This window comes from Cupriavidus sp. C3SS-1, from assembly GCF_057073755.1.
The window spans coordinates 1,969,270-1,982,242 of record NZ_CP172699.1 but is presented as its reverse complement, the minus strand read 5'-3'; the positions used below and the strand labels follow the sequence as shown (position 1 = coordinate 1,982,242).

General features: G+C 64.3%; 12 protein-coding genes and 1 tRNA gene. 10 read left to right on the top strand and 3 right to left on the bottom strand.

The features are described 5' to 3' along the window. The first annotated feature begins 95 nt into the window (after window positions 1-95). The 10 genes from ACIGJC_RS09160 (at window position 96) to ACIGJC_RS09115 (ending at window position 11,308) form a co-directional block, all read left to right on the top strand. Window positions 96-728: a tetratricopeptide repeat protein gene (locus tag ACIGJC_RS09160; protein WP_483708468.1), complete on the top strand. Its 633-nt coding sequence runs from the start codon at window positions 96-98 to the stop codon at window positions 726-728. Between the two features lie 67 nt (window positions 729-795). Next, window positions 796-1,965, top strand: coding sequence for an outer membrane protein assembly factor BamB (gene bamB / locus ACIGJC_RS09155; protein ID WP_483711504.1), 1,170 nt, complete (start codon window positions 796-798; stop codon window positions 1,963-1,965). A gap of 225 nt (window positions 1,966-2,190) precedes the next feature. Beyond that, on the top strand, window positions 2,191-3,534 hold the full coding sequence (gene der, locus ACIGJC_RS09150; RefSeq protein WP_483708467.1) for a ribosome biogenesis GTPase Der: 1,344 nt from the start codon (window positions 2,191-2,193) through the stop codon (window positions 3,532-3,534). A gap of 210 nt (window positions 3,535-3,744) precedes the next feature. Then, window positions 3,745-3,984: an RNA chaperone Hfq gene (gene hfq / locus ACIGJC_RS09145; RefSeq protein ID WP_238263859.1), complete on the top strand. Its 240-nt coding sequence runs from the start codon at window positions 3,745-3,747 to the stop codon at window positions 3,982-3,984. A gap of 254 nt (window positions 3,985-4,238) precedes the next feature. Next, window positions 4,239-5,474: a GTPase HflX gene (gene hflX, locus ACIGJC_RS09140; protein ID WP_483708466.1), complete on the top strand. Its 1,236-nt coding sequence runs from the start codon at window positions 4,239-4,241 to the stop codon at window positions 5,472-5,474. Between the two features lie 104 nt (window positions 5,475-5,578). Then, the gene (gene hflK, locus ACIGJC_RS09135) at window positions 5,579-6,949 is read left to right on the top strand and encodes an FtsH protease activity modulator HflK (RefSeq protein WP_483708465.1); all 1,371 of its coding nucleotides are present in this window, start codon (window positions 5,579-5,581) and stop codon (window positions 6,947-6,949) included. 10 nt (window positions 6,950-6,959) lie between these two features. Further along, complete coding sequence (gene hflC, locus ACIGJC_RS09130; protein WP_483708464.1) at window positions 6,960-7,871, top strand: protease modulator HflC; 912 nt, start codon at window positions 6,960-6,962, stop codon at window positions 7,869-7,871. 171 nt (window positions 7,872-8,042) lie between these two features. Next, window positions 8,043-9,194 carry an ATP phosphoribosyltransferase regulatory subunit gene (locus ACIGJC_RS09125; RefSeq protein WP_483708462.1) on the top strand — a complete coding sequence of 384 codons (1,152 nt, stop codon included), beginning with the start codon at window positions 8,043-8,045 and terminating at the stop codon, window positions 9,192-9,194. Window positions 9,195-9,280: 86 nt separating this feature from the next. Next, window positions 9,281-10,621 (top strand): adenylosuccinate synthase, encoded by a 1,341-nt coding sequence (locus ACIGJC_RS09120; protein WP_483708461.1) that lies wholly within the window; start codon window positions 9,281-9,283, stop codon window positions 10,619-10,621. A gap of 123 nt (window positions 10,622-10,744) precedes the next feature. Beyond that, entirely contained in the window at window positions 10,745-11,308 is a 564-nt protein-coding gene (locus tag ACIGJC_RS09115) for a phosphoribosyltransferase (RefSeq protein ID WP_483708460.1), read from the top strand. A gap of 49 nt (window positions 11,309-11,357) precedes the next feature. Here the strand turns inward: ACIGJC_RS09115 and ACIGJC_RS09110 are convergent, their stop codons facing one another. The 3 genes from ACIGJC_RS09110 to ACIGJC_RS09100 all read right to left on the bottom strand — a co-directional run bounded on the left by ACIGJC_RS09110 (window position 11,358) and on the right by ACIGJC_RS09100 (window position 12,919). Next, on the bottom strand, window positions 11,358-11,969 hold the full coding sequence (locus ACIGJC_RS09110; RefSeq protein WP_483708458.1) for an NAD(P)-dependent oxidoreductase: 612 nt from the start codon (window positions 11,967-11,969) through the stop codon (window positions 11,358-11,360). 104 nt (window positions 11,970-12,073) lie between these two features. Further along, entirely contained in the window at window positions 12,074-12,508 is a 435-nt protein-coding gene (locus ACIGJC_RS09105; protein ID WP_483708457.1) for an Rrf2 family transcriptional regulator, read from the bottom strand. Window positions 12,509-12,832: 324 nt separating this feature from the next. Then, window positions 12,833-12,919, bottom strand: a tRNA-Leu gene (locus ACIGJC_RS09100). Between the last annotated feature and the right edge of the window lie 54 nt (window positions 12,920-12,973).

The following is a 12,973-nucleotide window of genomic DNA, read 5'->3' as shown; positions in this document are numbered from 1 at the left end:
GTAGCGAGCCGCGGCCCGCGATATCTGTCCAGCAGGAAACGGAGGCCGCCCGGGCGGCCTTTGACCCCAACCCAAACGCAAGAGATTGCCTCGACATGGCATACGATCTGGAAGAGCAGGAACAGCTTGAAAACCTGAAGGCCTGGTGGCGTCAGTACGGCAATGCCCTGACGTGGCTCCTGATTGCCGCCCTGCTGGCGTTCGCCGCCTGGAACGGCTGGAAGTACTGGGAGCGCAAGCAGGCCTCCGAGGCGGCCGTGTTGTACGACCAGGTGGTCAAGGCCGCCGAAGGCCGCGATGCCGAGCGCGTCAAGCGCGCCGCCGGCGACCTCGAAGACAAGTTCGGCAAGACCGCGTATGGTCCGATGAGCGCGTTGGTGGCCGCCAAGGTGCTGTACGATGCGGGCGACCTCGCGGCTGCCAAGACGCAGCTGCAGTGGGCCATTGATCATGGCGACGGCGAGTACGCGCTGATCGCCCGCGTGCGCCTTGCCGGCGTGCTGCTCGACGAAAAGGCCTACGACAAGGGCCTGGCGCTGCTCAAGGACGAGCCGCCGGCACCGTTCGTCGCGCTGTATGCGGACCGCAAGGGCGATCTGTTGGCCGCGCAGGACAAGCGCGACGACGCGCGCGCGGCCTACCGCAAGGCGCTGGACAAGCTGGGCGCCGACGATCAGTCGATGCGCCAGATCATCCAGTTCAAGCTCGACGCGCTTGGCGCGGCCTGACCGAGTGCCGCTCTACGTGAAGGACATCCGCCACCAACCAATGCAGGATCCTAACCTTATGACGTCAATGCTCTCCGCTGCCGAACAACAAGGCGACTCGCGCCGCAAGATTGCCCGTGCGTTCGTCGCCGGCGCCTGCCTTGTGGCGCTGGGCGGTTGCTCGCTGTTCAGCAAGGAGAACAAGCATCCGCCGGCCGAACTGAAGCCGGTGTCGGCGACGCTGTCCGTGCGTCAGGCCTGGAAGGCGGATGTCGGCAAGAGCGGCCCGTATGCGCTGCAGCCGGCCGCGGCCGGCAACAACGTGTACGTGTCGGCCAACAATGGCAACATCATGGCGCTGGACGGGGCCACCGGCCGTACGCTGTGGAAGGCCAAGACCGATGTCGACATCACCACCGGTCCGGGCAGTGACGGGTCCGTGACGGCGGTGGCAGGCGAGAAGGGCGCGGTCTACGCCTTCGACACCAGCGGCAAGCAGATCTGGAAAAAGCAGGTCAACGGCGAAGTCCTGTCGGCGCCGCTGGTCGGCAACGGCGTGGTGGTGGTGCGCACTACCGATACGCGGGTGCTCGCGCTGGACGCCCAGACTGGTGAACGGCGCTGGATCTACCAGCGTTCGCAGACGCCGCTGAACCTGCGCGCCGCCATGGGCATGGTGTTCGCCGGTGACGGCATAGTCATGGGCTTCCCCGGGGGCAAGCTGGGCGTCCTGACGCCGGGCAATGGCGTGCTTCGCTGGGAGAGCGCGGTATCGTATCCGAAGGGTGTTTCGGAGATCGAGCGCCTGAACGATGTCACCGGCCAGCCCATGGTCAGCGGCCGCCAGGTTTGCGCCACGACCTTCCAGGGCCGTATCGCCTGCCTGGAACTGGCCAGCGGCCAGCCGCAATGGGGCAAGGATTTCTCGTCGCCGACCGGCCTCGCCCAGGATGACAATGCCATCTATGCCAGCGACGAACAGTCCGTGGTATTTGCATTCGATCGCCAGAACGGCAACGAGCGCTGGAAGAACAACGAACTGCGCTATCGCCGCCTCGGCGCGCCCTTGGTGCTGGGCCGCTCGGTGGTGATGGGCGACTTCGAAGGCTATGTGCACTTCCTCTCGCGAGACGATGGCACCGAAGTGGCGCGCATGAAGACCGATGGCAGCGCCATCAGCGCCGCGCCGGTGGTGGCAGGACAGACGCTGGTCGTCCAGACCCGCGACGGCGACGTCTACGGCTACGTGCCGGACTGAGCCATCGATGGCAGCGCAGGCCGTACACCTGTCGGTACGGGCTGCGCCAATTCCGGTAGCATGATCCCTGGTCGTGCGGCGAAATACGGAGCGGGCCCTGGGGCTACGTTCCACCCGACAGGAGAAGCGGCTGGCCATGCATTTTTTGCATGAGGCGCCGTCGGATCAACTGACTCCGGAGTTCCAGGGGGGCGGCAGGTGCCGGCCCCCGTTTCCGTTTATTGCATGAAACCAGTTATTGCACTTGTCGGCCGCCCGAACGTCGGGAAGTCGACGCTATTCAACCGCATGACCCGGTCGCGCGACGCGCTTGTCGCCGACCTGCCGGGCCTGACGCGCGACCGCCACTACGGCGAAGGGCGTATTGGCGAACGTCCCTTCATTGCGATCGATACCGGCGGTTTCGAGCCGGTGGTCAAGGAAGGCATCGTCGCCGAGATGGCCAAGCAGACCAAGCAGGCCGTGGTCGAGGCGGACGTGGTCATCTTCATTGTCGACGGCAGGCTGGGCCTGGCGCCGCAAGATCGCGCCATCGCGGACTACCTGCGCAAGACCGGCCGGCGCGTGATGCTGGCCGTCAACAAGGCCGAGGGCATGAAGTACACCTCGGTTGCCGCCGATTTCTACGAACTCGGCATGGGCGATCCCTATGCGATCTCGGCGGCGCACGGCGACGGCGTTCGCGAGCTCGTGGACGAAGCGCTGCAACTGGCGATTCAGGAGCGTCCGGAGCTGGCCGAGGAAGAGGACGACAGCGGCAAGGGCGTGAAGATCGCCATCGTCGGCCGTCCGAACGTCGGCAAGTCGACGCTCGTGAATACGCTGATCGGCGAGGAGCGCGTGATTGCGTTCGACATGCCCGGCACCACGCGCGACGCCATCTACGTGGAGTTCGAGCGTGGCGGCAAGCCGTACACGTTGATCGACACGGCGGGCCTGCGGCGGCGCGGCAAGGTGTTCGAAGCGATCGAGAAGTTCTCGGTGGTCAAGACGCTGCAGTCGATCGCCGACGCCAACGTCGTGATCCTGCTGCTCGACGCGCAACAGGATATTTCCGACCAGGATGCCCATATCGCCGGCTTTATCGTCGAGTCCGGCCGAGCGCTGGTAGTGGGCGTCAACAAGTGGGATGGTCTCGATGGGCATACCCGCGATCGCATCAAGCATGACCTCGAGCGCAAGCTGCAATTCCTGAGCTTCGCCAATTTCCACTTCGTGTCTGCGCGGGAACGCACAGGCATTGGCGCCCTGATGCGTTCGGTCGACGACGCCTATGCCGCGGCCATGGTCAAACTGCCCACGCCGCAGCTCACGCGCGTGTTGCAGGAAGCGGTGGAGTTCCAGCAGCCCAAGCGCGCCGGCGTATCGCGGCCGAAGCTGCGCTACGCGCACCAGGGCGGGTCCAACCCGCCGATCATCGTGATCCACGGCAACGCCTTGTCGAGCGTTTCCGAGACCTACCGGCGCTACCTGGAAAACCGCTACCGCGCGGCGTTCAAGTTGAAGGGCACCCCTCTTCGCATTGAATTTCGCACGAACAAAAACCCGTATGCGGACTCGAAAGACTGAGTTCCGGGCGAGTGCATGGCGAGGCAAGTTTTCGTTTGCGTTCGTTTGGAACTGCGGCTAAATTTGCGTAAGCAGGGGGTTCTCTGCGCGCTGATGCCGCTTTGGTACTGTTTTTGATCTTTTTTCTGGCGCGAGCTTGCGCCGCATGACTTGAACCGGGGACTTTCGTCCCCATTAATCACCACTAAACCTATAAATTTGGAGTGTGCCATGAGCAACAAAGGGCAACTGCTACAAGACCCGTTCCTGAACGCGCTGCGCAAAGAGCACGTGCCGGTTTCCATCTATCTCGTCAATGGCATCAAGCTGCAAGGCAACATCGAATCGTTCGACCAGTATGTCGTGCTGCTGCGTAACACCGTGACGCAGATGGTCTACAAGCATGCAATTTCCACCGTCGTCCCGGCTCGCGCGGTCAATTTCCGCGTGGATGATTCGACCGAAGGCTGATCTTCCCGGGGGCCGCAAGTCGTTGCGGCCCTCGACAGCCGGCATCGCGCACACGCCACCCGACGTTGCGGCGGTGCCGGCCTCCGGTTCGCGCATGCGGCCGGCTCGCGGTGAACCGGACTGGCTGCCTGCCATGCCGGCGCCTCAATCGCGCAAGGGAGCGCGTGCCTGTACCGGCCCGCTCCCGTCTCAGAATCCGGCCAGTTCCGGCCATCCTCCCAAAACCGTCTTTCTTCGCGCGTAGCGCCGCCCGCTTGGATCCCAGAGCTACCTCCAACACCGAACCGTCACGTGCCATTCTCGTTGGCGTGGATTTCGGCAAGCACGACTTTCAGGAAAGCCTGAGCGAACTTGCCCTGTTGACCACCACCGCAGGCTCCATGCCGGTGCATACGCTGACCGGCAAGCGCTCGCGGCCGGACCCTGCGCTGTTCATTGGCTCGGGCAAGGCCGAGGAGCTGAAGGAGGCCGCCGATGCGCTGGATGCCGACATCGTGGTGTTCAACCATGCCCTGAGCCCGGCGCAGCAACGTAACCTGGAGCGCTTTCTCCAGCGCCATGTGATCGACCGTACCGGCCTGATCCTGGATATCTTTGCCCAGCGCGCCCAGAGCCATGTGGGCAAGGTGCAGGTGGAGCTGGCGCAGGTCCAGTACCAGGCATCGCGCCTGGTTCGTGCGTGGAGCCACCTGGAGCGGCAGAAGGGCGGTATCGGCATGCGCGGCGGACCTGGCGAGCGCCAGCTCGAACTGGACCGCCGCATGCTCGATACCCGGGCCAAGCGGCTGAAGACCGACCTTGCCCGGCTGCAGCGGCAGCACAGCACGCAGCGGCGTGCCCGTGCGCGCAACGAGACCTTGAGCATCTCGCTGGTCGGCTATACCAACGCGGGCAAGTCGACGCTGTTCAATGCCTTGACCAAGGCCGGCGCCTATGCGGCCAACCAGCTCTTCGCGACGCTCGATACCACGTCGCGCCGGATGTTCCTGGACGGGCTCGGCAACGTGGTGCTGTCCGATACGGTCGGCTTTATCCGCGACCTGCCTACCCAGCTTGTCGAGGCGTTCCGCGCGACACTCGACGAAACCGTGCACGCCGATCTCCTGCTGCATGTCGTGGACGCCTCGAGTACGGTGCGTCACGAGCAGATCGAGCAGGTGAACCGGGTGCTGGCGGAAATCGACGCCTCCGGAATTCCGCAGATCGTCGTGATGAACAAGATCGATGCGGCGCCGGAATTGCAGGAGCAGGGCGCGCGTATCGAGCGCGACGAAAACGGCGTGCCGACGCGCGTGTTTCTGAGCGCCCGCGAGGGCGTGGGCCTGGACGCGTTGCGGCAGTCCATCGTCGAAGTCGCGCAGTGGCTGGCAAACCAGCCGCCTGAACCGGCGCCGTTCGATCCGCGGCTATCGGAGCAGGGCCCGCGCGTGGAAGATGACGAATTTGACAGGGACGAGGGGCGCGATCCCGATGATCGCGTCCAGTCCTGAGCCATTTCGGCGAGATTCGGGCCGGTTTGCGCGATTTGGCCAAAAGTGGCGCAGATGACTGCTAGAATCCCCCAGTTACAAACTTCCCCGGACCCGTGCACTTCATGCCCCAGTTTTCCCGGAATCCTGAATCGAGCCAGCCCCCGGGCGGCCGCTTTCCGCTGCATGCGGGATGGCAGCGCCTGCGCGCAATCTTCTCGCTGAACGATCCTCGCTGGGGACGCGACGGCCAGGATGAGGATGACAAGGACAGCCGCGGGAACGACCGTGATGCGAACCGTCAGCACCAGCGGCCGCAGGATGGTCCGCCCGATCTCGACGAGCTCTGGCGCGACTTCAACCGGCGCCTGAACGGGCTGCTCGGACGCAAGGAGAACGGCGGTGGCGGCAACCAGGGCTTCGGCGGCCCGCGCGTGCCGGGCAAGGGCTCGGGCGTCGGTGTTGGCGTAGTGGTGGCCGCCGTGGTGGGTATCTGGCTGGCCAGCGGTTTCTTCATGGTGCAGGAAGGCCAGACCGCGGTGATCCTGCAGTTCGGCAAGTTCAAGTATTCGACGGGTCCCGGTATCAACTGGCGCCTGCCCTGGCCGATTCAATCGGCCGAAGTCGTCAACCTGTCGGCCGTGCGTTCGGTGGAGGTGGGCCGCTCCACGTCCATCAAGGACAGCAACCTGAAAGACTCGTCGATGCTGACGCAGGATGAGAACATCATCGACGTCCGCTTCACGGTCCAGTACTCCATCCAGGACGCCAGCGAGTTCCTGTTCTTCAACAAGACCGATCGTGGCGGCGACGAGGAACTCGTGACGCAGGCCGCCGAAACCTCGGTGCGCGAGATCGTCGGCCGCAACAAGATGGATGCGGTGCTGTACGAGAATCGCGAGCAGATCGCGCAGGGGCTGGCCAAATCGATCCAGTCGATCCTGACCGCGTACAAGACGGGTATCCGTGTCATCTCGGTCAACGTGCAGAGCGTGCAGCCGCCCGAGCAGGTGCAGGCCGCGTTCGATGACGTGAACAAGGCCAGCCAGGACCGCGAGCGCGCGATCAGCGAAGGCCAGGCCTATGCGAACGACGTGATTCCGCGCGCCAAGGGTACGGCCGCGCGGCTGAAGGAAGAATCCGAAGCCTACCGCGCCCGCGTGGTGGCGCAGGCCGAGGGTGATGCTTCTCGGTTCCGCTCGGTGCAGGGCGAATACGCCAAGGCACCGCAGGTGACGCGCGACCGCATCTATATCGAGACCATGCAGCAGATCTACGCCAATTCGACCAAGGTGCTCGTGGATGCGCGCCAGGGCAGCAACCTCCTGTATCTCCCGCTCGACAAGCTGATGGCGCAAGCCCAGGCAGATAACCGCGGCACGGCGTCGCCATCCCAGCCGGCCAGCAGTGCCGGCACGCAGGCTCCGGCGCAGGATTCGGCTGCCGATATCCGGTCGCGTGAATCCCTGCGCAACCGTGACCGCGATTCGCGTTGAGGAGACCGTCATGAACCGACTGATTTCCTTCGCGATTGGCGCTTTCATCCTGCTGGCCGTGGCATCTTCGATGATGTTCGTGGTGGACCAGCGCCAGTACGCCGTGGTGTTCGCCTTTGGCGAGATCAAGCAGGTCGTGCGCGAGCCGGGCCTGCACTTCAAGCTGCCGCCGCCGCTGCAAAACGTGGTATTCATGGACCGCCGCCTGCAGACCATCGACGTTGCGGCCAGCGAGCGTTTCCTGACCGCCGAGAAGAAGAGCATGGTGGTGGACTGGTTCGTCAAATGGCGCATTACGGAGCCGCGCAAGTTCTACGTCGCCTTTGGCGGTAATGTGCGCGGTGCCCAGGACCGCATGACCCAGCGTATCGACGCCGTGGCACGCGAGGAGTTCGGCAAGCGCACCGTGGCCGACGTGGTCGCAGGCGAGCGCGAGAAGGTCATGCAGAACATTCGCGCCGGCATGGCCGAGTACGCGCAGTCGGTCGGCGTGGAAATCCTCGACGTGCGCCTGAAGCGCGTGGATCTGCTGCCGGCCATCAGCGAATCGGTGTACCGCCGCATGGAAGCCGAGCGCAAGCGCGTGGCCAACGAGCTGCGTTCGACCGGCGCGGCCGAGGGCGAGAAGATTCGCGCCGATGCCGACCGCCAGCGCGAGGTGGTACTGGCCGAAGCCTATCGCGATGCGCAGGTGATCAAGGGTGAAGGCGATGCCAAGTCGTCGCAGATCTATGCGGATGCCTTTGGCAAGGATCCCCAGTTCGCCCAGTTCTGGCGCAGCATGGAAGCCTATCGCAATACCTTCCGCGACAAGCGCGACATCATGGTGCTGGAGCCGAATTCGGACTTCTTCCGCTATATGCGCTCGAGCGGCGGCGCCGCGGCGCCGGCGGCTAGCGGTGCGTCCGGAGGGCGGCGCTAGCGAGACCGCTGAAATTGTGGCGAGTTGACAAAACCCCGGCTTGCCGGGGTTTTGTCCGGCTGGAGGTCCGTGTCTGAAGTGACGGCGCGGACGCGCGCGGCCGTATCCGATTCGCCGGGTGTGCAGGCTGGGGCCTGCTCGCAAACGTGTCATACAGAGAAGAGATTCATCATGTCCAACCATTGGCTGCTGCCAGAAAACATTGCCGACGTCCTGCCGTCGGAGGCCCGCAAGATCGAGGAATTGCGCCGCCGCATGCTGGACCTGTTCCGCACCTACGGCTATGAACTGGTCATGCCGCCGATGCTGGAGTACCTGGAGTCGCTGCTGACCGGAACCGGGCATGACCTGGACCTGCGCACGCTCAAGCTGGTGGACCAGCTGTCCGGCCGCACGATGGGCCTGCGCGCCGATATCACGCCGCAGGTCGCCCGCATCGACGCGCACCTGCTGAACCGGCCCGGCGTGACGCGCCTGTGCTATGCGGGCAACGTCCTGCATGCGCGCCCGGCTGGGTTCCATGCCACCCGCGAGCCGATTCAGGTCGGCACGGAAATCTATGGCCACGCGGGCCTGGAGGCCGATGTCGAGATCCAGGAGCTGATGCTGGCTGCGCTGCAGGCGGCGGGGCTGTCGGATATCCGCATCGACCTGTGCCATGCTGGCATCCTGGAGGCGCTGCTGGAAGGCCTGCCTTCGATCCGAAAGATCGAAGATGCCCTGTTCGCGGCGCTGGAAACCAAGGACAGTTCGGCCCTGCGCGAAATCACGCAAGGCATGCCCCAGACCGAGCGCGACGCTCTGCTGGCGCTGCCGACGCTGTACGGTGGCGTCGAAGTCCTCGACCGCGCGCGCGCCACGCTGCCCGCCAGCCCGGCGATCGGGCGCGCACTGGATGAGCTCGCGGCATTGGCGACGCAGGTGCGCGGCGCCAGCGTCAACGTCGACCTGTCCGATCTGCGCGGCTACCACTATCACAGCGGTGTGATGTTTACGGCGTATGTGGCGGGGCTTCCAAACTATGTGGCGCGGGGCGGCCGCTATGACAAGGTTGGCGAGGCCTTTGGCCGCGCGCGTCCGGCCACCGGCTTTTCGCTGGACCTGCGCGAGGTGGCTGCACTGTCACCCATTGAAGTGCGTGCCCAGGCAGTTTTCGCACCTTGGGATGCGGATCCGGCGCTTCGTGCCGCGATCGTCGCGCTGCGGGCCGCCGGGGAGATCGTGATCCAGTCGCTGCCCGGGCATACCAATGAACTCGACGAGTTCAATTGCGACCGTCAACTCGTGCGCCAGGACGCTGGCTGGGTTGTTGTGCCGCGCTGAGCCTTGATACCGGTCATTTGCCCAAAAAGCGAGAATCGACCGGCAACGAGAGTAGAATACGTTTTTAACCTATTGACCAAAGCAATATGTCCGCATCCGCAGTAGGCCAGGGACGCAACGTCGTCGTGATCGGCACCCAGTGGGGTGACGAAGGCAAAGGAAAAATCGTCGATTGGCTTACCGACCATGCAAAGGGCGTGGTGCGGTTCCAGGGCGGCCACAACGCTGGTCACACCCTGATCATCGGCGGCAAGAAGACCATCCTGCGATTGATCCCGTCGGGGATCATGCGCGAAGGCACGGTCTGCTACATCGGCAACGGTGTGGTGCTGTCGCCCGAAGCCCTGTTCCACGAAATCGAAGAACTCGAATCCGCTGGCCTGGAAGTGCAGAAGCGTCTGCGCATCTCGGAAGCGGCGACGCTGATCCTGCCGTACCACGTGGCCATCGACAAGGCGCGCGAAGCGCGCCGCGGCGCCGCCAAGATCGGCACGACTGGCCGTGGCATCGGTCCCGCCTATGAAGACAAGGTGGCTCGCCGCGCGCTGCGCGTGCAGGACCTGTTCGATCCGAAGCAATTCGCCGAGCGCCTGCGCGAAAACCTGGACTTCCACAACTTCATGCTGACGCAGTACCTCGGTGCGGAAGCCGTGGACTACCAGCAGACGCTCGACGCTGCGCTAGCCTTCGCGCCGCGCCTGGCGCCGATGGTCGCGGACGTGTCGGCCGAGCTCTACGCGGTCAATGCCGCCGGTGGCAACCTGATGTTCGAGGGCGCGCAAGGCACGCTGCTCGACGTGGACCATGGCACGTACCCGTACGTCACCTCCAGCAACTGCGTGGCTGGTGCGGCTGCCGCAGGGGCCGGCGTGGGACCGGGTCGCCTGAACTACATCCTGGGCATCACCAAGGCGTACTGCACGCGCGTTGGTGCGGGTCCGTTCCCGAGCGAGCTGTACGACAACGACAATCCCGCTCGCCAGGATCCCGTCGGCGTGCGGCTTGCCAACGTCGGCAAGGAATTCGGCTCGGTGACTGGCCGTCCGCGCCGCACCGGCTGGCTGGATGCCGCCGCGCTCAAGCGCTCGGTGCAGATCAACGGTGTCTCGGGCCTGTGCCTGACCAAGCTCGACGTGCTCGATGGCCTGGAAAGCATCGGCCTGTGCGTGGGCTACAAGCTCGATGGCAAGACCGTGGACATCCTGCCGCGCGGTTCGGATGCCGTGGCGCGCTGCGAACCGGTCTACGAAGAGTTCCCTGGCTGGAACGAGTCGACCTTCGGCGTGAAGTCGTGGGACGCGCTGCCGGAAGCCGCACGCAACTACCTGAAGCGCGTGGAGGAAGTGGTCGGCATTCCGATCGACATGATTTCGACCGGCCCGGATCGCGACGAGACGATCCTGCTGCGTCATCCGTACCTGGCCTGACCCGGCGTACACAGGTGCCAAGGCCGCGCGCCAAAAGCGCAGCGGCTCAGCAATAACAAATCGGCCCGCGCAAGCGGGCCGAGCCATATCGGTCAACCGACCAGAAGAACAAGCGAGTCAATCATGAATCAGCCAACAAACGACGATGAGAACCTGTGGGTATCCTGGGATGAATACCATCGCCTGATCGCACGTCTGTCGCTGAACGTGCACGAGTCGGGCTGGAAGTTCGATAAGATCCTGTGCCTGGCGCGCGGTGGCCTGCGCGTGGGCGACCAGATGTCGCGCATCTTCGATGTGCCGCTGGCCATCCTGGCAACCAGCAGCTACCGCGAGGCCGCGGGCACCCTGCAAGGCGATCTCGATATCGCGCAGTACATCACCATGACGCGCGGCGAGCTCGCCGGCAAGATCCTGCTGGTGGACGATCTGGTCGATTCAGGGGTGACTCTGGAGCGCGTGGGGCGGCATCTGAAAGAGCGCTATCCCGCCGTGACGGAAGTCCGTTCCGCGGTGCTCTGGTACAAGGACTGCTCCAAGGTCAAGCCTGACTACCACGTGACCTTCCTGCCGTCGAACCCCTGGATTCACCAGCCGTTCGAGGAATACGACACGCTGCGCCCGCATAACCTTGCGGCCTGGCTCAAGCGCGGCAAGCGCGCGCCGGAAGACGGCACGCAAGGCTGACGCCGTCGTGAAACAGGCGGCCCCGCCCAAGGGCCGCTCCGATCAGACTTCAGTAGCCGACCGTGAAACGCTGGCGCGGATGCGCTGGCTTCTCGATCTCGTCGAGCATGGCGATCGCGTAGTCTTCCATCGTGATCCAGCTCTTGCCGGCAGCATCCGCCAGCAACGCATCCTGGCCCACACGGTATTTGCCGGTGCGCTCGCCCGGCTCGAACAAGGCCGACGGCGACAGGAAGGTCCAGTCAAGATCCGATTTTCCGCGCAAGGCATCGAGGAAGTCGCGGCCTGCCTGCGCCTCGCCTTTGTATGCCGCCGGGAATCCCGGTGTATCCACGAGTTGCGTGCCAGGCGCGACGAACAGGCTGCCGGCGCCGCCAACCACGAGCAGGCGCGAGACGCCCGCTGCCTTGACGGGGCCGATGACCTGCGGTGCCTTCAGTTGCTCGAACCGTGCTGTGCTGATGGCCACATCGTGGCCAGCCAGGGCGGCCGCCAAAGCGTGGCTGTCCGTTGCGTCGACATCGCGTGTGATCAGGCCTTTGCGAACAGGCAAGTGGCTGGCCGTGCGGGCCAGGGCGGTGACGCGATGGCCACGGCGCAGGGCTTCGTCGATCAGGCGGGTTCCCACGCGGCCGGTGGCGCCGATGATGGCAATGTTCATGTTTGCTCCTTCTTTGTCAGGGTAAGGGTCGGTCAGGTAAATGCCGCGTCGTGCGTGGCGGCTCCGATATGAAACTGATGTGGTTACACATCAGGGCAAAAAAATCAGCGCTTGCGGCGCCGGGCGGCATGCTCGACATCGGCGAGCATGCCGGCAATGGTGATCTCCGCCAAGGCATTGTCCATGGCGGACTGGGCCCGGTCCGCGACCAGTCGAAGGGCGCCGGTGATCTCCCTGCCTACCATGCATGCCGGATTCGGGGCGCTCTGGTGCAGGGCGATCAGTGCAGTGGTTTCGACTGCCCGGAACACGTCCAGCAAGGTAATGCGTTCAGCCGGGCGCGCCAGCGCCGAGCCACCGGTGCTGCCCATGGTGCTGGTGACAAGTCCGGCTTCGGCCAGTTGTCCGATCAGCCGCCGGATCAGCGCCGGATTGGTTCCGACGCTGCCGGCGATCAGCGATGACGGCAGCGGCTCGCTGGCGCTTGCCAGCAAGGTAAGGATATGGACGGCGACGGCGAACCGGCTGCTTGTGCTCATGGTCGGAATGGTAATGTGAAACCATGATAGTTACAGATTCGGTGGTCTGTCAATCCGTCGGGCGTGTCGCATGTGTTAGTGTGCGGCGACATGACGGTCGTTGCGATTTGTGTCGGAAGGGTGGCAGGAGAATGCCGGAATCGCCACTGAAACTGATACACTCGCCTGCAGTGCAGTCATTTGGCTGCCACAGATCAACAAAGGGCATGCGGTCTGACCAGACTGCGAATCGAGGAGTGCAAGTTGCCGGATCAGATGTGCGAGGCGAGAGCGGAAAACAAAAAACCCGCAGGCTTTAAAAGCGCTGCGGGTTTCTCGCTGATCTGGTGCCCAGGAGAGGACTCGAACCTCCACAGTGTTGCCACCGCTAGGACCTGAACCTAGTGCGTCTACCAATTCCGCCACCTGGGCAGGTGTCGAAACAACCGAAGCGCTCATTATAGAGAGTGCGGAAATTTTGTCAAA